General features: G+C 73.2%; 20 protein-coding genes. 11 read left to right on the forward strand and 9 right to left on the reverse strand.

Annotated features, from left to right (window positions below; all coding sequences use genetic code 11):
* Window positions 1-37: 37 nt before the first annotated feature.
* Both EJG53_RS21420 and EJG53_RS21425 read left to right on the forward strand, forming a co-directional pair.
* On the forward strand, window positions 38-1396 hold the full coding sequence (locus EJG53_RS21420) for a sensor histidine kinase (protein ID WP_174856439.1): 1359 nt from the start codon (window positions 38-40) through the stop codon (window positions 1394-1396).
* Window positions 1397-1404: 8 nt separating this feature from the next.
* A complete protein-coding gene (locus EJG53_RS21425; RefSeq protein ID WP_031005084.1) occupies window positions 1405-2049 on the forward strand; it encodes a response regulator in 645 nt (214 codons plus the stop codon).
* Window positions 2050-2073: 24 nt separating this feature from the next.
* Here the strand turns inward: EJG53_RS21425 and EJG53_RS21430 are convergent, their stop codons facing one another.
* The 4 genes from EJG53_RS21430 to EJG53_RS21445 form a co-directional block, all read right to left on the reverse strand.
* Window positions 2074-2319 carry a hypothetical protein gene (locus EJG53_RS21430; RefSeq protein WP_241269658.1) on the reverse strand — a complete coding sequence of 82 codons (246 nt, stop codon included), beginning with the start codon at window positions 2317-2319 and terminating at the stop codon, window positions 2074-2076.
* Window positions 2320-2409: 90 nt separating this feature from the next.
* The gene (locus EJG53_RS21435) at window positions 2410-3075 is read right to left on the reverse strand and encodes a DUF6082 family protein (protein ID WP_125046168.1); all 666 of its coding nucleotides are present in this window, start codon (window positions 3073-3075) and stop codon (window positions 2410-2412) included.
* Between the two features lie 449 nt (window positions 3076-3524).
* Window positions 3525-5165, reverse strand: coding sequence for an ABC transporter permease (locus EJG53_RS21440; RefSeq protein WP_125046169.1), 1641 nt, complete (start codon window positions 5163-5165; stop codon window positions 3525-3527).
* The gene (locus EJG53_RS21445) at window positions 5162-6133 is read right to left on the reverse strand and encodes an ABC transporter ATP-binding protein (protein ID WP_244955265.1); all 972 of its coding nucleotides are present in this window, start codon (window positions 6131-6133) and stop codon (window positions 5162-5164) included. The genes EJG53_RS21440 and EJG53_RS21445 overlap by 4 nt, the downstream gene beginning before the upstream one ends.
* Window positions 6134-6237: 104 nt before the next feature.
* Here EJG53_RS21445 and EJG53_RS21450 point away from each other — a divergent pair, with 104 nt between their 5' ends.
* Window positions 6238-6768 (forward strand): GbsR/MarR family transcriptional regulator, encoded by a 531-nt coding sequence (locus tag EJG53_RS21450; protein ID WP_125046170.1) that lies wholly within the window; start codon window positions 6238-6240, stop codon window positions 6766-6768.
* A gap of 93 nt (window positions 6769-6861) precedes the next feature.
* Here EJG53_RS21450 and EJG53_RS21455 read toward each other — a convergent pair whose 3' ends face one another.
* Complete coding sequence (locus tag EJG53_RS21455; RefSeq protein ID WP_244955266.1) at window positions 6862-7893, reverse strand: diacylglycerol kinase catalytic domain-containing protein; 1032 nt, start codon at window positions 7891-7893, stop codon at window positions 6862-6864.
* Between the two features lie 175 nt (window positions 7894-8068).
* Between EJG53_RS21455 and EJG53_RS21460 the strand changes: the two genes are divergently transcribed.
* Window positions 8069-9355 (forward strand): adenylosuccinate synthase, encoded by a 1287-nt coding sequence (locus EJG53_RS21460; RefSeq protein ID WP_030023224.1) that lies wholly within the window; start codon window positions 8069-8071, stop codon window positions 9353-9355.
* 119 nt (window positions 9356-9474) lie between these two features.
* Here the strand turns inward: EJG53_RS21460 and EJG53_RS40675 are convergent, their stop codons facing one another.
* From EJG53_RS40675 to EJG53_RS40680, 3 genes are all read right to left on the reverse strand, one after another.
* Window positions 9475-9651 carry a hypothetical protein gene (locus tag EJG53_RS40675; RefSeq protein WP_154806388.1) on the reverse strand — a complete coding sequence of 59 codons (177 nt, stop codon included), beginning with the start codon at window positions 9649-9651 and terminating at the stop codon, window positions 9475-9477.
* Window positions 9652-9707: 56 nt separating this feature from the next.
* Window positions 9708-11627, reverse strand: a complete 1920-nt coding sequence (locus EJG53_RS21465) for a serine/threonine-protein kinase (RefSeq protein ID WP_244955267.1) — start codon at window positions 11625-11627, stop codon at window positions 9708-9710.
* 260 nt (window positions 11628-11887) lie between these two features.
* Window positions 11888-12055, reverse strand: a complete 168-nt coding sequence (locus EJG53_RS40680; protein WP_154806389.1) for a hypothetical protein — start codon at window positions 12053-12055, stop codon at window positions 11888-11890.
* 217 nt (window positions 12056-12272) lie between these two features.
* Here EJG53_RS40680 and EJG53_RS21470 point away from each other — a divergent pair, with 217 nt between their 5' ends.
* The 4 genes from EJG53_RS21470 to EJG53_RS21485 all read left to right on the forward strand — a co-directional run bounded on the left by EJG53_RS21470 (window position 12273) and on the right by EJG53_RS21485 (window position 16245).
* Window positions 12273-13076 (forward strand): VTC domain-containing protein, encoded by an 804-nt coding sequence (locus EJG53_RS21470; protein WP_125046171.1) that lies wholly within the window; start codon window positions 12273-12275, stop codon window positions 13074-13076.
* Between the two features lie 243 nt (window positions 13077-13319).
* Window positions 13320-14684, forward strand: a complete 1365-nt coding sequence (locus EJG53_RS21475; RefSeq protein WP_125046172.1) for an aspartate aminotransferase family protein — start codon at window positions 13320-13322, stop codon at window positions 14682-14684.
* 181 nt (window positions 14685-14865) lie between these two features.
* Complete coding sequence (locus EJG53_RS21480; RefSeq protein WP_125046173.1) at window positions 14866-15543, forward strand: GntR family transcriptional regulator; 678 nt, start codon at window positions 14866-14868, stop codon at window positions 15541-15543.
* 51 nt (window positions 15544-15594) lie between these two features.
* Window positions 15595-16245, forward strand: a complete 651-nt coding sequence (locus EJG53_RS21485) for a hypothetical protein (protein WP_030023236.1) — start codon at window positions 15595-15597, stop codon at window positions 16243-16245.
* A 51-nt stretch (window positions 16246-16296) separates the two neighbouring features.
* Here the strand turns inward: EJG53_RS21485 and EJG53_RS21490 are convergent, their stop codons facing one another.
* The gene (locus tag EJG53_RS21490; RefSeq protein ID WP_125046174.1) at window positions 16297-17037 is read right to left on the reverse strand and encodes an SLATT domain-containing protein; all 741 of its coding nucleotides are present in this window, start codon (window positions 17035-17037) and stop codon (window positions 16297-16299) included.
* Window positions 17038-17349: 312 nt separating this feature from the next.
* Between EJG53_RS21490 and purD the strand changes: the two genes are divergently transcribed.
* From purD to EJG53_RS21505, 3 genes are all read left to right on the forward strand, one after another.
* On the forward strand, window positions 17350-18642 hold the full coding sequence (purD, locus tag EJG53_RS21495; RefSeq protein ID WP_125046175.1) for a phosphoribosylamine--glycine ligase: 1293 nt from the start codon (window positions 17350-17352) through the stop codon (window positions 18640-18642).
* Between the two features lie 498 nt (window positions 18643-19140).
* Window positions 19141-21081 (forward strand): hypothetical protein, encoded by a 1941-nt coding sequence (locus EJG53_RS21500; RefSeq protein ID WP_371858711.1) that lies wholly within the window; start codon window positions 19141-19143, stop codon window positions 21079-21081.
* Between the two features lie 289 nt (window positions 21082-21370).
* A complete protein-coding gene (locus tag EJG53_RS21505; protein ID WP_125046176.1) occupies window positions 21371-22849 on the forward strand; it encodes a N,N-dimethylformamidase beta subunit family domain-containing protein in 1479 nt (492 codons plus the stop codon).
* Window positions 22850-22863 lie beyond the last annotated feature (14 nt).

The raw sequence follows: 22863 nt of genomic DNA on the forward strand, positions 1-22863 counted from the left end.
GACGACCGGGGGCCGCCCTCTGCTTACCGTGGTGTGCGTGAACCAGACGACCCACTCGCAGCGCGACGACCTGCGCTCGGAAGCCCGACTCGTCCGCGGCGCGCTGAACCGGCTGCGCCAGGACCTGATCGTGGACGCCTTCGCCTTCCGCCCGATGCTGCCCCTGGACGACGCGCGCGTGTCCGGGTGGTCGTGGGTCCCGCAGCGGCTGCGCCGTCATGTGCGCTGGGCCCCGCACGTGGTGCTCGCGGCCGTCGCGGCCATGGTGTTCCTCGCGACCACCAGCGTGATGGCCCGCTCCAGCGCGCTGGGCTTCCTCTTCGCGACGGTCTTCAGCTTCCTGCTCGCCGCGCCGATCGCGCTGACCCTCTTCCGCCCGGTCGGCGCGTTCTGGCTGTCGGGCGGGGCGTTCGGCTTCGCGATGCTGGCCTACATCGTCACCGGGGCCGGGTCCACCGGGTACGAGATCGGCTTCGTGACGCACACCGCGGTGATGGTCCTGGCCGTGCTCCGTACCCGGCCCCGGCTGGCCGCCGAGATGTGGCTGGTCACCATGGCGGCGTCGGCCGTACTGGTGCTGCTGGTGCCCCGGACGATCTCGGACGTGGCGCCGTTCGCGGTGCTGTCGGTGATGGTGCTGGTCCCCGCCGCCGCCATCCGCGCCTGGCGCGAGGAGCGGCAGCACGTGGTCGAGACGCAGACCGCCACCGCCGAGGAGCGTTCGCGGCGCACGCTGCTGGAGGAGCGCGCCCTGATCGCCCGCGAGCTGCACGACGTGGTCGCGCACCACATGTCGGTCATCGCCATCCAGGCCGAGGCCGCCCCCTACCGCGTCAAGGACACCCCGCCCGAGTTGGCCACCTCCTTCTCGACCATCCGGGAGAACGCGGTGGCGGCACTGACCGAGCTGCGCCGCATCCTCGGTGTCGTGCGGTCCGAGGACCCGGACGCCTTCGCCGACGCCGACCCGGAGGCGCCGCAGCCGACCCTGGCCAGCCTGGACTCGCTGCTGGCGAGCGTGCGCAGCGCGGGGCTGGAGGTCGAAACGGTGATCACCGGCTCGCCGCGGCCGCTGCCGCAGGGCGTCGAGCTGTCCGCGTACCGCATCGTCCAGGAGGCGCTGAGCAACACCCTGCGGCACGCGCCGGGCGCCGAGGCGCGGGTGGAGATCTCGTACGTGCTCGGCGGGATCGGACTGCGTATCGTCAACGGCAGGGCGAGCCGCCTGGCCAAACCGTCACCGGGGGCCGGGCACGGCGTACTGGGAATGCGGGAGCGGGTGCAGATGCTGGGCGGGGAGATGACGGCGGACCACACCGAAGAGGGCGGGTTCGAGGTCGCGGCCTTCATCCCGGTGTCGGCGGCGCAGAGCGCGGCGGAGGGGAAGACGGCGTGATCCGGGTAATGATCGTGGACGACCAGGTCATGGTCCGTGAGGGCTTCTCGGTGCTGCTGGGCGCGATGCCGGACATCGAGGTCGTCGGCGAGGCCGTGGACGGCCGGCAGGCGGTGGCCAAGGTCGCCGAGCTGCGGCCTGACGTGGTGCTGATGGACATCCGGATGCCGGAGATGAACGGGCTGGAGGCGACCCGCGAGATCGTCGCCGCCGACGCGGACGCCAAGGTGCTGGTGCTGACCACCTTCGACCTGGACGAGTACGTCTACCAGGCGCTGCGGGCCGGGGCGAGCGGCTTCCTGCTCAAGGACGCCTCGGCGGGCCAGCTCGCGGAGGGCGTACGGATCGTCGCGAACGGCGAGGCGCTGCTCGCACCGGCCGTCACCAAGCGGCTGATCTCGGAGTTCTCCAAGCTCGACACGCCGCGGGCGCCCACCCAGGAACGCATCGGCGACCTCACCGAGCGGGAGACCGAGGTCCTGGTGCTGGTGGCCCAGGGTCTGTCCAACGGTGAGATCGCCGAGCATCTGGTGGTGGCCGAGTCGACGGTGAAGACGCACGTCAGCCGGATTCTGGTGAAGCTGGGACTGCGTGACCGCACCCAGGCGGCGGTCTTCGCGTACGAGGCCCGGCTGGTCACGCCGGGCGGGTGAGGAACGGCGGGCCGGGCCGGCGGGTCACAGTCGGGCGATGTCGGACTTGGCCCGCAGCAGGGTGTCGCGGGTGATCACCACGATTTTCTCGTAGTCGGCGCGGCTGGCGTCGGCGGGCAGTTTTCCGTCGAGGTCGGCCGTCATGTCGGTGCCGATGACGGCGAAGCGGCCGTCGCTGAGCTCGAAGAGGTCGGGGCAGCTTCCGTTGCCCATGCTGCCGCGCTCCTGTGGGGTGGCGCCCAGCCGTCGGGAGATGTCGAGTGTCGTCATCGGGCCGGAATACCCCGGCGGCACGCGGCAACGCGAGCCGAATTGCGTAAATGTCCCTTTTCGGTGCGGGCCGCTACACCTGTGAGCGCTTTACGGCTCGTTGTGTTGACCTTCGATCAAACGCAGGTTCGGTGCATACGGTGCTTGTGCGTTCGACTGGGTCAGCGCCTCGTCGACGAGGGCGGCGAAGCGGCGTTCGTGCGAGGCCGGGTCCATTTCGGCGCGCATGGAGCGCGCCGATTCCCAGTATCCGCGGAAGGCCGGCGACCGGACGATGTACCGCAGATGACCCAGCGCCTCGCGGTCGTCGAGCATCTCCAGTTTGTGCGCGAGCATGGAGTGGCAGTAGATCAGGTTGGCGTACAGATACTGCCGGTTCTCCTTCGGTGTCAGTTCCGGCGCGAACGCGGGCCAGACCTCGGCCAGTTCCGGGTCGCCGATGCTCATTTTGAGCAGGTCCATGTGCAGGTGCCGCAGATCGGCTTCGGCGCTGCGGTGCAGCTCACCCGCCGACCGGCGCATCTCGTCCCGCTGCAGTTCCAGTTCGGCGCGTTGCAGGCGCATTTCCGCGCGCTGGAGTTCCAGTTCCTCACGTTGCAGCGAGGTCTCGTCCCGCTGCAGACGCAGCGTCCTCGCCATGTAGAACAGCACCAGTACGGCAGTGGAAGAAGCCGCGGCGCCGTAGGCCTGGCCCGCATTTCCACTGCCCGGAGTGCGCAGTCCGGGCACCATCGTCATGATCAGGCTGAACAGCACACAGGCTGCTCCGGCCGTCAGGACGACCCCCAGATTCCGCATCACCCATAACGCCCTGCGTGGTCCCATTCGGTTCACGGACACCTCCGCCCGCCCCTAGGCAAGGAATTGCGGCGTGCCGGCCCTATTAGCGCCGCCATCGCCGCCCGCGGAGGTTGTGCCCACCCGGAAACGCGGACAACCGCGCCCCGCCGCGTGGTTCGCGGCACACCGGCGCGGAATGCCCCACTCCCGCTCCACTGGTCTTTCCGGGACGCTCGTGGAGCAGCGGTGGCGGCAGGAGGTCTCTACCAGTTGGAGCGGGCGGGGAGCGCGGGCGCCGGACCGGCGTACGCCCCCGGGCGGGTATCGCTCCCGCCGTATGACGCACCGGCGGCGTACGGGGAAGTACGGCGCCGGAGCCCGCTACGGCTCCGGCGGCGCACGCTGCCGGACGGTGTCCGCGGCTCTCAGCCGATGTCGCGGCGGCGCAGCGCGGTCAGGCCCGCCGCCACGGACACCGCGGTCAGGGCGAGCAACCACAGGAAGGGCGCCGCGGTGGCCTCGCCGCCCGGCAGCTTCGGGAGGTGGCTGAAGGGCGACAGGTTCATCGCCCACTGGGGGAGCTGGACGGCCGGGCCCACCCAGCCGATGCCGAGGCAGCCGCCGACCACGGCCCAGGTGGCGCCGGCCGCCTTGGGCAGAGCGCCGACGAGCAGCACCGCGAGGCCGGTGAGGGCCCAGACCGCGGGCGCCTGGGCCAGCGCGGCGCCCACCGCGGGGCCGAGCTGCCCGCCGACGTCGCCGACGGTCAGGCCGTACGTGAAGCCGAGGCCCAGCCCGCCCAGGAGGAGGACGAGGGCCGTACCGAGGAAGGCGACGGCCAGGTGTCCGGCCGCCCAGCGCAGGCGTCCCACGGCACCGGCCAGGACGGGTTCGGCGCGGTCGCCGGTCTCCTCGCCGCGCAGCCGGAGCACCGCGCCCACCGCGTACAGGGCCGCGACCATGCCGAGCATCCCGGTCAGCGCGGAGACGAACGCGTCCGTCAGGCCCTGGTGCCCCCCCATCCGCTCGAAGATCGAGCGGGTCCGCTCGTTGTCGCCGACCAGGTCGGACGCGCCGTCGATGATGCCGCCGAAGACGGCACCGGCGAGGAGGAACCCGGCCGACCAGCCGAACAGGGTGGTCCGTTGCAGGCGCCAGGCCAGGCCGGTGGGACCGTTCAGGGAGGCGGGCGCGCGAGCCGGTCCCGGACGGGCGGGCAGGAAGCTCATGCCGAGGTCGCGGCGGGCGGTGAGGCAGTACGCGGCGCCGACCGTGACGGCCGTACCGGCGAGGAAGAGCAGCAGCACCCACCAACGCTCGCCGGCGAACGCGCGCAGGTTCTCGGCCCAGCCGACGGGGGAGGCCCAGACGAGCGGGGAGGAGGCGTCCTCGGACGCGGCGTCGCCTGCGGCCCGCAGCACGAACGCCGCGCCCAGTACGGCACCGGCCAGGCCCTTGGCGGCCCGCGCGCTCTCGGTGAGCTGCGCGGTGACCGCCGCCGGCCCGGCGAAGACCAGCCCGGTGCCGCCGACGGCGAGGCCGAGGGCCAGCGCCCCGCCCGCCGGCCGGCCGGAGGCGGCCAGCCCGGCGGTGATGAGCAGGGCCAGCGCGGCGTCGGCGACGAGCGCGGCGAGCAGGGCCGCGGTGAGCGGGGCGCGCCGGCCGACCATGGCGGCGGAGAGGAGTTCCTGGCGGCCGGTCTCCTCCTCCTCGCGGGTGTGGCGTACGACGATCAGCAGGCTCATCACGCCGGCCAGCAGGGCGGCGATCCCGCCGATGCGCCAGGCGGTCAGGCCGCCCAGGGAGTCGCTGAACACGGGCCCGTAGATGGCGCGCAGCGAGCCGTTGCCGGTCATCGAGGCCGCGACTTCCGCGCGCTTGGCGGGTGTGTCGTAGAGCGTGCCGAGGGCGCTGCCCATGCTGACGACGGTCAGGCCGAGCAGCACCACCCAGGCCGGGATCATCAGCCGGTCGCGGCGCAGTGCCAGGCGCAGCAGGGTGCCGGTGCCGGCCAGGCCGCGGGAGCCGCCGGTACGGGCGGCGGCGGGGAGCGTCACGGCGGTCATCGCAGCGTCGCCTTCCCGGAAGCGGAAGCGGAAGCGGAAGCGGAAGCGGAAGCGGCACCGGTGGCCGTGCCCTGGCCGGCGTCGGTGCCGTCCTGGTAGTGGCGCAGGAACAGCTCCTCCAGCGTGGGCGGAGTGCTGGTCAGGCTGCGCACACCGGACGCGCTGAGCGAGCGCAGCACCGCGTCCAGCTTGTCGGTGTCCACCTGGAGCCGGACCCGGTGGCCCTGGATGTCGAGGTCGTGCACACCGGGGAGGCCGGAGAGCCCGTTCGGGGCGCCGGCCAGTTCGGCGGTCACGCTCGTACGGGTCAGGTGCCGCAGGTCGGCGAGGGAGCCGGACTCGACGGTGCGGCCCTTGCGGATGATGCTGACGCGGTCGCACAGCGCCTCGACCTCGGACAGGACATGGCTGGAGAGCAGCACCGTACGGCCGCGGTCGCGCTCCTCCTCGACGCAGTCCTGGAAGACCTCCTCCATCAGCGGGTCCAGCCCGGAGGTCGGCTCGTCCAGGATGAGCAGGTCCACGTCGGAGGCGAACGCGGCGACCAGGGCGACCTTCTGGCGGTTGCCCTTGGAGTAGGTGCGGCCCTTCTTGGTGGGGTCCAGCTCGAAGCGTTCCAGGAGGCTGTTCCGGCGGGCCGGGTCGAGGCCGCCGCGCAGCCGCCCGTAGAGGTCGATGACCTCGCCGCCGGAGAGGTTGCGCCAGAGCGTGACGTCGCCGGGTACGTACGCGATCCGGCGGTGCAGGGCGACGGCGTCGCGCCACGGGTCCTTGCCCATCAGTTGCGCGCCACCCCCGTCGGCGCGCAGCAGACCGAGCAGGACGCGGATGGTGGTGGACTTGCCCGCCCCGTTGGGGCCGAGGAAACCGTGCACCTCACCGGTCTCGACGTCGAGGTCGAGGCCGTCCAACGCGCGGGTCCGGCCGAAGGTCTTGCGGAGGCCGGACACCGAGATTGCCTTCGTCATGTTTTGAACGTACGCTTCCTTCACAAATTTGTGAAGTTAAGAAACCGTATAAAGTCAAGGGTCGTGGCACGTCCGTCCGGGGGAGCGCGGGAGAGGATCAGAGGGTGAGTGAGCAGGCAGCGGCAGCGCAGCAGCAGGCCGGGGACGCCGGGCGTGACGAGGAGGCGGTCGCCCGGTTCGTGGAGCGCTTCGCCTCGGAGCTGACCGAGGCGGGCATGCAGCGGATGGCCTCCCGGGTCTTCGCGGCGCTGCTCGCCTCCGACTCCGGCGCCCTCACCTCCGCCGAACTGTCCGAGCGCTTGCAGATCAGCCCCGCCGCCGTCTCCGGTGCGATCCGCTATCTGGTGCAGGTGAGCATGGTCCGCCGGGAGCGCGAGCCGGGCACCCGGCGGGACCGCTACCGCCTCCTGAACGAACTCTGGTACGAGACGCTGGGCAACCGCGACAACGTGCTGACGCGCTGGGAAGACGTCCTGCGGGAGGGCACGAAGTCGCTCGGGCCGGACACCCCGGCCGGTGCCCGGGTCGCCGAGACCGTGGCCTTCTTCGAGTTCATGCAGGGCGAGCTGACCAGGATGCTGGAGCGCTGGCGCGAGTACCGGGACACGGAGCTGCGCGGCGGAAGCGGAAGCTGAGGACCGCTCGCGCGACGGCGCCGCGCCGGCCGTCCGGGAGCATCAGCCGCCCGGGGCCGTCAGCCGTGCGGCCGCGTCAGCCGTCCCGGGCCGTCAGTCGTGCGGCAGCGTCAGCCGCCACGCGTCCGGATGCACCGTCCACGTACGGGTCCTCACCGGGCCGCCGACGACCACGTCCGCCCGGTAGCGGAAGTCCGCGCCCGATACCGTCACCGCCCGCGCGCGGGCCCGTACCGGCGGCTCGGCCTCCTGCCAGTGCACCACCACCTCGGCCAGCCCGGTGCCGTCGTCGCCGTCGCCCGGCGTCACCGAGACCCACCGCACCGGCCGGTCCAGGTCGGCCAGCACCACGCCGTCCGCCTCGACCCGCAGCCGGTGGCCCGCCGCACCGGAACGCCGGCCGCCGGGTAGGGCCGTCAGACCGGGCGGTTCGTAGGGGCCGGGCGGTTCCGAGGGGCCGGCGGGCGGCGCGGCCGGCCGCGACAGTGCCGTACGGGCCGTACGGACGAGCCGGTCCCACCACGCCGCCGTGCGAGGGCCCGGCAGCGGGACCGTTTCCGTACCGTCGCGCCGGACCGGCAGGCGCTGTCCCGGCCGCCCGCGCAGCCCCTTCCAGCGGTGTCGCCGGCTTCGCCTGCCGGATGGCTCCGGCTCCGTACCGGACGGGATGTCCAGGCCGCCCAGGACGATGCCGTCGCTGTCGTCCGTGAGCAGGTGCAGGCTGTGTTCCGTACCGTCCAGGACCGCGCGGGCGGCGGCGACGGTGTCCGTCGGCACGCCCAGCGCGCGGGCCAGCGCCACCGCGCCCGGCGCGCCCACCGGCACCACCGCCAGCGCCACCCCCGCCAGATCGCGCTCCTTGTGCAGCAGCGCCACGGCGCGCAGCAGCGCACGGTCGTCACCGATCACCACGGGGCGGCGATGACCACGGCGGGCGAGCGCCCGCGCGTACTCCTCGGGACCGTCGGGAAAGCAGATTTTCGCGGCCGCGCCCGCGCACAGGACGTCCTTGGCGATCCGTACGGATTCCCCGTCCGTACTGCGGGCGGCCGGGTCGATGACCACGAGCAGGGGGTGCCCCCGGACCCCGTCCGGGAGAGAGTGCCCAGAAGGCTGCGCCGACACCTCGGTCCTTCCTCAGGTAGCATCTCGGTGCAAGAGCCCCTTGCGCTATTGCGCCAGGGGCTTCGTCTATTCCGGGGCACCGGTTCGACGGCTTCAGCGATGCCGTACGCGTACACCTGCACGCATACGGCCGCGCGCACGTTGGACATGCCCCGCCCGGAAGGGGTGTACGCCTGTGCCCGCACTTGTGCTGCTCGGTGCTCAGTGGGGTGATGAGGGCAAGGGAAAGGCCACCGATCTGCTCGGTGGGTCCGTCGACTATGTGGTGCGTTACCAGGGCGGCAACAACGCCGGTCACACGGTTGTCGTAGGCGACCAGAAATACGCGCTGCACCTTCTCCCTTCCGGAATCCTCTCGCCGGGGTGCACCCCGGTCATCGGCAACGGTGTCGTCGTCGACCCTGCGGTCCTGCTCTCCGAGCTGAGCGGACTCAACGAGCGCGGTGTCGACACGTCCAAGCTGCTGATCAGCGGTAACGCGCACCTGATCACGCCGTACAACATCACGGTCGACAAGGTCACGGAACGTTTCCTCGGCAAGCGGAAGATCGGTACGACGGGCCGCGGCATCGGCCCGACCTACGCCGACAAGATCAACCGCACCGGTATCCGCGTCCAGGACCTCTTCGACGAGTCGATCCTGCACCAGAAGGTCGAGGCGGCCCTCGACTTCAAGAACCAGGTGCTGGCCAAGCTCTACAACCACCGCGCGGTGGTCGCCGAGCAGGTCGTCGAGGAGATGCTCAGCTACGCGGACCAGATCAAGGGTTACGTGGCCGACACCACCCTCCTGCTGAACAACGCGATCGACGACGGCAAGGTCGTCCTCTTCGAGGGCGGCCAGGGCACGCTGCTCGACGTGGACCACGGGACCTACCCGTTCGTGACCTCCTCCAACCCGACCGCGGGCGGCGCCTGCACCGGCGCGGGTGTCGGCCCCACGAAGATCAGCCGGGTCATCGGCATCCTCAAGGCCTACACGACCCGGGTCGGCGCGGGCCCGTTCCCGACCGAGCTGTTCGACGCGGACGGCGAGGCGCTGCGCACCATCGGCGGCGAGCGCGGTGTGACCACCGGCCGCGACCGGCGCTGCGGCTGGTTCGACGCGGTCATCGCCCGGTACGCGACCCGCGTCAACGGCCTGACCGACTTCTTCCTCACCAAGCTGGACGTGCTCACCGGCTGGGAGCAGATCCCGGTCTGCGTCGCGTACGAGATCGACGGCAAGCGCGTCGAGGAGCTGCCCTACTCGCAGACCGACTTCCACCACGCGAAGCCGATCTACGAGACCCTGCCGGGCTGGTCCGAGGACATCACCAAGGCCAAGACCTTCGCCGAGCTGCCGAAGAACGCGCAGGCGTACGTCAAGGCGCTGGAGGAGATGTCCGGCGCGCCGATCTCCGCGATCGGCGTCGGCCCGGGCCGGGACGAGACGATTCAGATCAACTCGTTCCTGGACTGACGGACGCGAGGCCCGAGCGGCGGCAGCCGTGCGGGGGCCGCGGTCCCGCTCCCTTCCGGAGTGGGACCGCGGCTTTTGCGTTTCCGCAGGTGGTGAGCCTTTGGCGGGGGGCAGGTCCGTTACCGCCGGGCCTCGTCGCCGCCCACTATGGCGGCCCGCTGCTGCCTGAGCCGGTAGTTCTCGTCGAGCAGCCGGTGGTTCTCCTCGATCAGCGCCCGGCTTCTGAGCACCAGTTCGCGGGACGAGGCACGGGTGTCCCCCAGTTGCCGGGCCAGGGCTTCGTGCCAGGGGTCCACCGTCACGTCATACGGATGCCCGGTTCCGGCACCGCCATGTCCCGCGCGGGCCCGCATCAGTCCTTCTTCGTGTACGTGAACGTCGGCTTGCCGTCGTCGAAGACCCGACGGAGCTTGCCGTCCGGCTGCAGGCGCAGGGTGCTGGGGGCGCCCGGGCTGCAAGTGGTCGCCGGGCCTGCCACGACGGTGGTCGGGCCGAGGCGTACGGGCGGTCCGCCGTTCATGAGGATCGCCTTGAACTCGCAGCGGAATTTGGCCCCGCTCGCCTCCATGGCCAGGACGGTGTCGCCGACCGCGCCCTGGGTGAGGGTGAAGCGGTAGGTGTCGCTGCCGCCCTTGCCGCGCTTGGTCTCCCAGGTGCCCAGGAACTTCTGCGGGATGACACCGGGCTCCTTGCCCGCCGCCTTGCCGACCTTGCCGTCCGCCGCGGTCACGGTGCCGCCGTCGGCCTTCGCGGCGCTCCCGTCGTCCCCGTCGGGGCTGAACCAGACGTAGGCGATGCCGATGCCGGCGGTGGCGAGGCCGATGCCGACGGCGGCGGCCAGGCCGAGGGTGCGGGTACGGGGGCGGCCGGTGGAGCGGGGGGTTCCGGTGATACGGCTGCGGCCAGTGTCTCCGGAGCGGCTGCTGTGACCACCGTGACCGCTGCCTCCACTGTGGCTGGTATGGCTCGGGCTGCTGCCGAGTCCGGTGCGGCCTGTGGAGCCCTTGCGGCGACGGCCGTGGGTGGTGGCCCCGGGGGACGGCGTCACGGTGGCGTCCGAGGCGGCCGGCCCGGACGTCGGAGCGCCCGCCGCGGCGTACGGCGGCGGGGTCGCGGTACCGGGCACCTGGGGCGGCAGGGGCGCCGAAACGGGCCCCGGCGCGGGCGCGGGAGTCTGCTCCCGGCCCCGTACCGCGCCGGAGTGGTTCCAGGAGCCGTCGGCGCTCTCCCAGGACCGGTGGCCACCGGACCCGTCCCAGGACCGGTTGCCGGACTTGTCCCAGGACGGGTCTGCGGGGTTGTCCCAGGACGCGTCCCCGGACTCCTCCCACGCGCCGTTCGGATTCTCCGCGTCGAGCAGCTCGACGGCGTGCCGCCCCAGTTCGGCGATGAGCGCGCCCGGCAGCCACGGCTCCTGGCCGTCGTCCTCGGACGCGGTGTACGCGATGAGCTGCTCCGGCGTCGGGCGCTGCGCCGGGTCCTTGGCGAGGCAGGCCGCGACCAGGCTGTGCAGCCCGTACGGCAGCCCGGTCAGGTCCGGGTCCTCCTGGGCGATGCGGTACATCAGCGCGTGCACACCGCTGTCGGACGTACCGAAGGGCAGCCGCCCGGTGGCGGCGAACATCAGCACCGAGCCGAGGCAGAAGACGTCGCTGGCGGGCGTGACGGGCCGGCCGCGCACCTGCTCGGGCGACATGAAGCCGGGCGAGCCGACCGCCTGGTTGGTACGGGTGAGGCCGCCGCCGACGGTCACCGCCTCCAGCGCCCGGGCGATGCCGAAGTCGATGACCTTGGGGCCGTCGATGGTGAGCAGGATGTTGGACGGCTTGAGGTCGCGGTGCACGATGCCGGCGGCGTGGATGCTGCGCAGCGCGCCCGCCAGCCCGCCGGCGAGGATGCGCACGGAACGTTCGGGCAGCGGCGTACGGCCCTCGGTGATCACCTGCCGGAGCGAGGGGCCCGCGATGTAGCCGGTGGCGACCCACGGCGTCGCGGCCTCGGTGTCGGCGTCCAGGACGGGCGCGGTCCACTCGCCGCCGACGCGCCGCGCGGCCTGCACCTCCTGCCGGAACCGGGCCCGGAAGTCGTCCTGGCCGGACAGTTCGGTCTTGACCAGCTTGACGGCGACCGTGCGGCCGCGGTCGGAACGGGCGAGGTAGACGCGGCCCATGCCGCCCTCGCCCAGCCGCCCCAGCAGCCGGTACGCCCCGATCCGCGGCGGGTCCTGGGGGCCGAGCTGCCCGAGGCGGCCGCGCTCTGCGCGCTCATTCACGTTCCGCTTGCCCTTTCAGCTTGTTCGCCCTGTGCTCCCGGACGTGCCCTGCGGGGACGGTGCCGCAGGCGCGAACGTATCGGACGACGCCGACGGTCCGGTTTCGGTTCCCCCGGTGTCCGTACGGGCCGTGGCCGGGCCGGGTCGTGTGCGGCCGGTGTCCGGTGCGGCCGGTGTGCGGTGGGGACGGGCCGGCCGGGCCGGGCGCGGACTTCGGAACGGTCGTCAGGACGCGGGCGTGAGCGCACACTTCGGCGCACTCAGTAGCCGAGATTATCCAGCGCGCGCGACAGCGTCTCCACCGCCTCCACGACCGCGCGGAAGTCCGCTGTGCCGCCTAGCTGTTCGGCCAGGGCGGTGGCGAACGGGGCGCGATCCGGGCTGATTCGGAGCAAAGCGGGCAGACCGTCATCGGTGAGTGGAAGCAACTCGGCCCGCCCGGGTGCCTGCGTGACAGCCCCCGGGCGATACAGGGAAATCGATGATGTCCGGGACTTGACGGTGGCGGACGTCCGCTGCCGTCTGCCGGAACCTTTCGGCAGGCCCGCTCGTACGACCTCACAGCGCACCGACCGCAACCGGCACCGCACGATCACCCGCTCCCCCCGCGCACCCGCAGCCCCGTCCCCTTTCCGAGGAGACCGTGTGATTCCCGCCGTACGGGCGATCGCCCGCGCCGCCATGGCGGCGCGCCCGATCACCCTCTCCGAGCTCCAGGCCCGCGCGGAGCTGATGGCCCGCATCGACCGCAGCTACCTCGTACCGGTCGGGATCTTCGCGGACTTCGCGGCCCGGCTGACCGACCCGAGGCGTCCCGGCGGCCCGTTCCAGGCGCTGTGCATCAACGGCCGCCGCTGGTTCGGCTACCACTCCGTCCACTACGACACCCCCGGCCTGCAGACCTTCCACGACCACCGGCAGGGCCGCCGCCACCGCTACAGGATCCGCGAGCGGCTGTACGAGGACTCCGGCGAGCGGCAGTTCGAGATCAAGCTCAGGGGGCGGCGCGGCGAGACGCTCAAGCGGCGGCAGCCGCTGCTGCCCGGCGAAGCGACGCTCGGGCGCGGCCCGCGCGGCTTCCTGGCCTCCGTCCTGCACGGTACGTACGGCATCGCCGCCCCCGGCGAACTGGTGCCGTCGCTGGTGACCGACTACCGGCGCGCCACCTTCGTCGCCGACGGGCAGCGCGTCACCTGCGACGCGGACCTGGTGTGCCGGGACGCGGGCACCGGCCGCAGCGTACGGGCCGACGGCGGGCTGGTCCTGGTCGAGACGAAGTCCGCGGTCACCGGCCACCTGACGGAGGCGGACCGGCTGCTGCACAGCTACGGGCTGCGCGCCGCCGAGTTCACCAAGTACTGCGGGGCGATGGCGGCACTGCGGCCAGGGCTGACGTCCCATCAGTGGCGGCGGGCGGTGCGGGAGGCGTTTCCGCGGGCGGCTGCTTAGCGGCGGGGCCGCGGCTTGGCGGCGGGGGCCGCGCGCCCCGGGAGCGGCGGTCCGCGGGCGCCGGGCCGGAGCGGCCCGTGACGCGTGCCCTGGAGGTTCCTACAGCCCCACCGACAGTCTGTCCGCACCCGTGGTGAGCGCCATACACAGTGTCGGTACCCCACGCCCCGCGCGCCTCCCTAGGCTGAAGGCGTCCGCCGTACCGTGCCCCTTGGCGGGCCCGAGCGATCCGAGGTAGTGCCCGTGACCACGACGCAACCCGACCCGGCAGCAGGCGCGGCGGTCAAGGCCGCCGACCGCGCGCACGTCTTCCACTCCTGGTCCGCGCAGGGCCTGATCGACCCGCTGCCGGTCGCCGGCGCCGAGGGCTCGTACTTCTGGGACTACGACGGCAACCGCTACCTGGACTTCTCCTCCCAACTGGTCAACACCAACATCGGCCACCAGCACCCGAAGGTCGTCGCCGCGATCCAGGAGCAGGCCGGCAAGCTGTGCACGATCGCGCCGGGCTTCGCCGTGGACGTCCGCGCCGAGGCCGCCCGGCTGGTCGCCGAGCGCACCCCCGGCGACCTCGACAAGATCTTCTTCACCAACGGCGGCGCCGAGGCCGTGGAGAACGCGGTCCGCATGGCCCGGCTGCACACCGGCCGGACCAAGGTGCTGTCCGCCTACCGCTCGTACCACGGCGCCACCGCCGCCGCGATCAACCTGACCGGCGACCCGCGCCGCTGGCCGTCCGACACCGCGTCGGCCGGTGTCGTGCACTTCTGGGGACCGTTCCTGTACCGCTCGCCCTTCCACGCGGAGAACGAGGCCCAGGAGTGTGAGCGCGCCCTCGCGCACCTGGAGGACACGATCGCCTTCGAGGGGCCGCAGACCGTCGCCGCGATCATCCTGGAGACCGTCCCGGGCACCGCCGGGATCATGGTCCCCCCGCCCGGCTACCTGGCCGGCGTCCGCGAGATCTGCGACCGGTACGGCATCGTCTTCGTCCTGGACGAGGTCATGGCGGGCTTCGGCCGTACGGGCCACTGGTTCGCCGCCGACCACTTCGGCGTCACGCCCGACCTGCTGACCTTCGCCAAGGGCGTGAACTCCGGCTACGTACCGCTGGGCGGCGTCGCCATCTCCGCCGAGATCGCCGCCACCTTCGACCAGCGCCCCTACCCGGGCGGCCTGACCTACTCCGGGCACCCGCTGGCCTGCGCCTCCGCCGTCGCCACGATCAACGCGATGGCCGAGGAGAAGATCGTGGAGAACGCCGCCGAGATCGGCGAGAAGGTCATCGGGCCCGAGCTGCGCGCCATCGCGGAGCGCCACCCCTCGGTCGGCGAGGTGCGCGGCCTGGGTGTCTTCTGGGCACTGGAGCTGGTCAAGGACAAGGAGACGCGCGAGCCGCTGGTGCCGTACAACGCGTCGGGCGCGGCCAACGGGCCGATGGCCGAGTTCGCGGCGGCCTGCAAGCGCGGCGGTCTGTGGCCCTTCGTGAACATGAACCGTACGCATGTCGTGCCGCCCTGCACCGTCACGGAGGCCGAGGCGAAGGAGGGCCTGGCGGCCCTGGACGCGGCCCTGTCGGTGGCGGACACCCACACGCACGCGGGGTGAGAACGGGCGCGGGCCGGGGCCCGGCGGCCCCGGCCGTCCCGGGCCACTCCCCGCGCCACCGTCGCCCCGCCCGCCCCCCTCGCCTATCGTGAGGGCGAGGGCCGCTCTCCTTGCGCGGTCTACGGACCATGCGGTCGCACGGGCCCCCGGGGCCACGAGGCCGCCGAAGGAGACGGACACGATGCCCGCCGGCCCAGGCAGCGGAGTCATACGGCGCAACACCCTGCGCCAGCAGATCGCCGACGCGCTGCGCGACGAGGTGCTGGCCGGACGGCTGCCCTGCGGAGACCAGTTCACGGTCAAGGAGATCGCCGAGCAGTACGGGGTCTCCGCGACGCCCGTGCGCGAGGCGCTGCTCGACCTGTGCGCCCAGGGCCTCCTCGACGTCGAGCAGCACCGCGGTTTCCGGGTGCACGCCTTCACCGCCGCCGACTACCGGGCCATGATCGAGGCCCGCACCCTGATCGTCGAGGGCATCTTCCGCACCCGCGCGGAGCGGGCGCTGAGCACCGTCTCGCCCGCGGTGATGATGTCCGTCCGGCGCCGTGCCGAGGAGGCCGAACGGGCCGCGCGGGCCGGTGACATGGACGTACTGATCGGGTACGACCTGCGCTTCTGGCGCGAACTGGGCAGTCTGGTGGGAAACCCGTACATCAGTGACTTCCTGGACCGGGTACGGGTCCAGAGCTGGGTCTTCGCCGTGCCGCTGCTGCGGCGCGAGCCGGATCTGCGCGGCCGGCTGTGGCACGACCACCGCGATCTGGTCGCCGCCGTGGTCCGGCACGACCTGGCCGAGGCACAACGGCTGGTACGCGAGTACAACGAGCACTCCCTCGCCCTCGTCGGTGGACCCGGGTAGCACTACGCTGTCCCGACCGCCCCCCACCCGACTGGAAGCGAGTCTCGTCTCGTGGCATGTGACCTGTGGCTGGTCCCCCTTGTCGATGTGCTGTGCCACAGCCCCGACAACCCCTTCTCCGAAGAGATCGCCGCCTACGACCAGGCCCTCACGGAAGCGGGGCTGCCGCCGGTCCCCGTCTTCAGCTACATGCCCGGCCTCTCCGGGGACGTCGCCCCGGTGGCGGGCTTCGACTACGACGCGCTGCACTTCCTGCGGCGCGCGTACCTGCTGAAGATCTGCGGCCTCGAAGTGACGCCGGTGGACGAACTGGGCGGCGACTACGAGCAGTTGCTGGAGATGTTCGAGACCACCGCCCAGCAGTCGCACCTGGTCTGGCACTACGACCACGCCGGGGCGTACGTCCCGGTCGACTTCCCGCACCCGCTGGCCACCGACGAACTCCTGGAGGGCGGCGGGCCGCTGGGCTCCGCGCACGGCCTGTTGCGCGACCTCGAACTGGTCGCGCCGGCCATCGGCATCGATCCGGCCAATCCGCCGGCCGCGCCGCAGGCCCCGTCGCGTCCCACCACGCTGGAGGAACGGGTGGAGGGACTGCCGCCGGACGACAGTCCGTTCGCGCGGGAGCGGCACGTCTGGCTGGGGCTGCACGCGGCGGCCACGCGCAGTCTCGGCCAAGGGTCGATGATCGTCTTCAGTTGACGGCGGCCGGTGCGGGCGCGGCCGCCGGTCCGCGCGAGCGGGCGTACGCCATCAGCGCGGCGACTCGGGCGGCCGCTGCCGCGGCATGTTCGGGCGGGTGCCCGGCGGGAGCGTGATCCGGCCAGGTTGCGGACCGCCGGGCTCCGGGCGCTGCCCCCACTGCGCCGTCGCCCGCGCGGCCGGCGGCAGCGGGCCCGGACGGAACTGGGCCATCCAGTCGGCGGTCTCGGCCCGCACCAGCTCCGCGATGTCCTCGTTGAACCGGCGCAGCACGCCCAGGCAGCGCTCCGCCGCCTCCCCGGCGGTGCCCTCCGTCGGGCCGAGGACCTCGCGGACGTTCTCCGAGGCCCAGTCGAACTGCAGGGCCGCCAGCCGCCGTTGCACCGCCTGCGCGGTCGCCACGTCCCGCATCCAGCCCGCGGTCACCCCGAAGAACCGGTCCCCGGCCACGCACACCGCAGCGACCAGCAGCGCCAGATACCCCCACTTCGCGCCCCCGGGGACCACCCCCGTGAGGTCGAGCAGCGGCATCAGAGCACCCACCGCCACACCAGCCGCCGCCCCCAGGCGCAGGGCCCGCGCGCCGCGCCGTTTGGCCACCCGGTCGTGCAGGTACCAGGAGGCGGCCCGCAGGGCGCCCTCCTCGACCCAGTGGTACAGCTCGTCGAGGCGCTCAGCCGGCTCGCCCCAGTCCCCGAGCGGGAAGGTGCGGCTCCCCAGATCGCCGCGGCCGCCCCCGGGCCCGCGCTCCTCCCGAGGGAGCCCCTCGGGCTGCATCTCCGGCTGACTCACCCGTGCACTCCCTCATGCAGATACGTGCGATGCGCGCGGTACGTACGAGACGGCCGGTGCGCATCCTCCTTCCTACCGCCGAACGGTGGGCCTCGCCCCCAAGATCGCTTTATTTCCGCCCGGAAGTGGTGCGGAATCAGGTATAGGACCATGCCCCCTCTCACTCGAAAGAGTTGCCACTGCCCGGTGGCGTACGGTTTCCACGGCTTCCGGCCCTTTGGTTCCCGGTCCCGTCCCCCTCCGCCGCCCGGCCGCCCAGGGCCCGTGGGGGCGCCGCCCCGCGCCCGCGCCGGCGGCGACTAGGCTGCTCACGTGAAGGTCCTCGTCATCGGCGGCGGCGCCCGCGAACACGCCCTGTGCCGCTCACTGTCCCTCGACCCCGACGTCACCGCGCTGCACTGCGCCCCCGGCAACGCCGGCATCGCGGAAGTGGCCGAGCTGCACGCCGTCGACGCCGTCGACGGCGCGGCGGTGGCAGACCTGGCGCAGCGCCTGGAAGCGGACCTGGTGGTGGTCGGCCCCGAAGCGCCGCTGGTCGCCGGGGTCGCCGACGCCGTGCGCGAGCGCGGCGTCCCGGTCTTCGGGCCGTCCGCGCAGGCGGCCGTGCTGGAGGGCTCCAAGGCGTTCGCCAAGGACGTGATGGCCGCCGCCGGGGTGCCCACCGCCCGCAGCTACCTGTGCACCACCCCCGCCGAGATCGACGCGGCGCTGGACGCGTTCGGCGCCCCGTACGTGGTCAAGGACGACGGCCTGGCGGCCGGCAAGGGCGTCGTGGTCACCGAGGACGTCGAGACCGCCCGCGCCCATGCGCTGGCCTGCGTGGGGGCACCTCCCGCGCCGTCCAGGCAGCGGGGGAGAGTTGTCATCGAGGAGTTCCTGGACGGCCCCGAGGTCTCCCTGTTCGCCGTCACCGACGGCGAGACCGTCGTACCGCTCCAGCCCGCCCAGGACTTCAAGCGCGCCCACGACGCCGACGAGGGCCCGAACACCGGCGGCATGGGCGCCTACAGCCCGCTGCCCTGGGCCGACCCCAAGCTGGTCGACGAGGTGCTCCAGACCGTCCTCCAGCCCACCGTCGACGAACTGCGCCGCCGTGGCACGCCTTTCTCCGGGCTGCTGTACGCGGGCCTGGCGATCACCTCGCGCGGTGTCCGCGTGATCGAGTTCAACGCGCGGTTCGGCGACCCGGAGACCCAGGTCGTGCTGGCCCGCCTCCGTACCCCGCTGTCCGCGCTGCTGCACGCGGCCGCCACCGGCACGCTGGCCGCGCTGCCGCCGCTGCGCTGGAGCGACGACGCCGCGGTGACGGTCGTGGTGGCCTCGCACAACTACCCCGGTACGCCGCGCACGGGCGACCCGATCGGCGGCCTGACCGAGGTCGCGGAGCAGGACGCGCCCGGCGCGTACGTCCTGCACGCGGGCACGAAGAAGGACGACGCCACCGGCGAGGTCGTCAGCGCGGGCGGCCGGGTGCTGTCCGTGACGGCCACCGGCCCCGACCTGGCCGCGGCCCGGGAGCGCGCCTACCGGGCGCTCGGCCGGATCACGCTGGACGGGTCGCACCACCGTACGGACATCGCGGCGCGGGCGGCGGGGGAGAGCTGAGCCCGTACCGGTGCTTTTCCGGCCCGGACCGGTCCGCTTTCCGGGCCGGTCCGGTCCGCTTTCCGGCGGCTTTCGGGCCGCTTTCCGGCCGGTCGGCGTCCGGTCGGGTCCGGTCCCTGTCCGACCCGGCCCGCGCGGTGCCCGCTACGCGCCGTTCCGGGCGTACCGGACGATTTTGGCCGGGATATGGCTCCCGGCTTTACCCAAAGCCATTCCATCGAGTGACCGCACCGCCATCCGGCTGACGGGGAGGGAAGCCCCAACTAGGGTTCCCCGCATGCGTCGTGTGGCGCCCGGGCCGCCCCGCGGTACGGCTGTCACGGCGGCGTCCGGCAAGTGGCTCACCGGCATTGCGGTGTCGGTGGCCGGTGCCACAGTGGTGGAGAGCGAGCGACGCCGCCGGAAGCCGTCCGCGGCCCCGGCACCGTTGCCCCGCTCTCGTCTCGTCCCGTGTTCTCTCCGTCCGGTTGATCAGGGCAGCAGGGGGTGTACAGGCTGGTGGCAGGTCCGGAAGCAGGAGCAGAGGCGGCGCGCGCCCGCGCGCTCGCGGTGCTGCGGATCCGCGGCGCGGCGCTGGGCGTGGCCCTGGTGCCCGCGGCGGTGGCCGTGGTGCTGCTCGTCGGCGGCCTCACCGGCCGTATCGGCCGTGCCGACCCGGTCACGAGTTCCGGCGGCTGGGACACGGCGCGCTGGGCGGTGACCGGCATCGCGCTGGTCGTGCTGCTGCTGGCGGCGCTGGTCACGGCCGTCGTCGTCCGGGCGCGGCCCGCGCTGAGCCCGTCGGTCCCGATAGCCGAGTCCTCGGCCCCCGACCTGTACCGCCTGGTACGGGACCTGGCCGACCGCCTGGAGGTGCCCGCGCCGTCCGCGATAGCGCTGACTCCCGACTGCGACAGTTGGCTGGAGGACCGTACGCACCGGGCGCACGCCCCGCCGCGCGGCCGGGCGGCGCGCGGTGGCAGGGGCGCGGGAGCGCGCGACGGCGCGCGTGCCGAGCAGGCGCCGGTCCTGGTGATCGGATCGCCGTTCATGTGGTGGATGCGGGTCGCCGAGCTGCGGGCCCTGCTGGCGCCCGTCGTGGCCGGCACCGGCCCCTCCGCCAACCCGGACATAGCCGCGGCCCGCCGCTTCGTACGGGGTCTGGACGCCGCGGTGGCGGTATCGGCGCGCGCCAAGAGCCCTCTGACCGCACCGGCGCACGCGTTCGTCGGCTGGGTCGCGCGGCTGCTGCTGCGGGCCTGCCGCGAGCACGCGCTGGAGATGGAGCGGTGCGTGGCCGCCGCCGCGTCCGAGCGCGCCCAGAGCGTCGACTACGGCCTGCGGATCGTCGCCCAGGAGCAGGTCGGGCTGGCGTACGCGGGCTGGGACCGGCTGCTGACCCGGGTCGCGCTGCCCGCCTGGCGGATGGGCCGCTGGCCCTCCCGGCTGGACGCCGGGGTGGTCTCCGCGCTCACCGAACTCTCCCGCCGCGACCGTCTGGCCGAAGGTTTCGCCTCCCGCCTGGGCGAGCGCCCGGCGTGCGACCTCCTGGAGGAGCCCGGCGCCGTGGACCGCGCCGCCTCCCTCCTCGCCGCCCGCCTCTTCCACGGCGGCCCGGCCGAGCCGGGGCCCGACTGGTCGCCGGTCGGCTGGCAGCAGTATCCGGAGGAGGTCGTGGACCGCAAGTGGCGCCAGGAGGCCGCCCGGCTCCACCGGGTCCTGGACGCCCTCCCGCCGGAACCGGCCGAGGGCGCGCAGCCCGCACGCCCCCCGGCGGCGCCGGAGCGCCCCGCCCGGCCCGAGTACCGCATACCCCGTCCGGCGCCGCAGTCCCCGGAGGAGCAGTCCCCGGGGCCGCAGCCGACAGGACCGAAGACGTCCGGACGGCCGCAGCCGTCGGGGGCCCAGTCCTCAGGGCCGCAGGCCCCGGTGCCGGGGGAGCGGTCCGCCGACCCCGGACCGGAGAGTTCCGGTCCGACGCTGACACGGGTCATCGAGCGCCTGACGGCGGACGGGCGCGCGGGCGACCTGGTGGCCGCCCGGCTCGGCGCCGAGCTGGCGCGGGAGGAGCGCGCGGAGGCGGAGCGCCAGGCCGCCCGCGAGCCGGTGGCCGACGGCCTGGACGCGGGCGTACCGGGTGTGCCGGGCCTGCCCGGCGTCACCTGGGGCGACGGGCTCGCCGACGGCCTCCCGCTGTTCCCGATGCAGCCCCCGCGCACCGGCCGTGAGCTGCTCGCCGACCATGTGACCGCGATGGTGTGCTGCGCCGCCGTGGACACCGCCGGCGCCGCCCCCGGCCTGGACTGGCTCGACGGCCCGGTGCTGCTCGTGGACGGTGTGCGCCGTTCGGACCTGGGCCACCCGGTGCTCCGGCTCGTCGACGACGGGGACGCGGGCCCGCTGGGCGACTGGCTCGGCGAGGTCGGTGTGCGGCCCGAGAAGCCGGTCCGGCTCGTGTGAGGGGCGCCAAGGGCGCGCAGGGAGCGTACGGGGGCGCATTCGGGGGCATGAAGGAGCCGAGTGCGCCTGTTGTCGGCACCCGCCGGGCATCACCCGCACGACCGGGCTGAATGTTCCCCTCCAGTTCGCCGTTCATGGCCGGAACCCTTGCGAATTCACGACGAAGGGTGACGGAGCAAGTGCGTAATGTGATGTGCTGGGGGTGGCCCCAGTCGTTCAATCGAGCACGACATCTGAGTGCCGCGGCGGCCTGCTCAGTCGGCGGGGGGACGCAGGGAGGGGAGTACGAATGGGGACGGAGCAGATCCGGCGCTGGGAGTCGGGAGCACTTGCGCACGCGGTCACGGATCCGTTCGGACAGGGCCCGCTGCCCTGGCTGCGCGGCAGCGAGAACTACTTCGACTCCGGTCAGGTGGTCCCCTGGTACGTCGACCCGGCGGTGGCCCCCGGCGAGAAGCGCCTGCCCTCGCCCCGCTCCAGCGCAGGACCCCGGACGGCCGACGACGTACGGCAGCAGATCAAGGGCTTCGTGAGCACCGGCGCGGTGGCCCCCGGCGAGGCCATCGACTTCCGTGTCTCGGTCGATCCGCCGCAGCCCTTCAGCATCGACATCTACCGCATCGGCCACTACGCGGGCACCGGCGCCGCCAAGATCACGACCAGCCCCCGGCTGGCCGGCATCGTGCAGCCCGCACCGCTCACCGCCGACCGCACGGTCTCCTGCCACCACTGGTGGCTGTCCTGGCGCCTCCAGGTCCCCGCGTACTGGAAGCTGGGCGCCTACGTCGCCGTCCTGACCACCGCCGACGGCCACCGCAGCCATGTGCCCTTCACGGTCCGCGACGCCCACCCCGCCGACCTCCTGCTGCTCCTGCCCGACATCACCTGGCAGGCGTACAACCTCTACCCGGAGGACGGCCGCACCGGCGCCAGCCTGTACCACGCCTGGGACGCCGACGGCTCGCTGCTCGGCGAGCCGGACGCCGCCACCACCGTCTCCTTCGACCGCCCGTACGCGGGCGCCGGCCTGCCCCTGCACGTCGGCCACGCTTACGACTTCATCCGCTGGGCCGAGCGTTACGGCTACGACCTCGCCTACGCCGACGCCCGCGACCTGCACGCCGGGCTGGTCGACCCGTCCCGCTACCGCGGCCTGGTCTTCCCCGGCCACGACGAGTACTGGTCCCAGCCGATGCGGCGGACCGCCGAACTGGCCCGCGACAGCGGGACCTCGCTGGTCTTCCTGTCCGCCAACACCATGTACTGGCAGGTCGAACTGGCCCCCTCGCCCGCCGGACCGGACTCCCTGCTCAGTTGCCGCAAACGCCAGGGCCCCGGCAAGCCCGCCCTATGGCGCGAGGCCGGTGACCCGGAGCAGCAGTTGATGGGCATCCAGTACGCGGGCCGGGTGCCGGAGCCCGCGCCGCTGGTCGTCCGCAACGCCGACCACTGGATGTGGGAGGCGACCGGCGCCCACGAGGGCGACGAACTGCCGGGCCTCGTTGCCGGTGAGGCGGACCGATACTTCCCGCGTACGCCCCTGCCCGAGCACAGCCACCGCATCCTGCTGGCGCACTCCCCGTACGAGGACAGCGAGGGCGTCCGCCGCCATCAGGAGACGTCGCTGTACCGCGCCCTCAGCGGCGCCCTGGTCTTCGCGTCCGGCACCTTCGCCTGGTCACCGGCGCTGGACCGCCCCGGACACGTGGACGAACGGGTGCAGCGGGCCACGGCCAATCTGCTCGACCGCATCTGCAAGCGGGACTGAAACGGGGGGAGCGG

It is taken from the genome of Streptomyces chrestomyceticus JCM 4735 (assembly GCF_003865135.1).
GTDB lineage: Bacteria > Actinomycetota > Actinomycetes > Streptomycetales > Streptomycetaceae > Streptomyces > Streptomyces chrestomyceticus.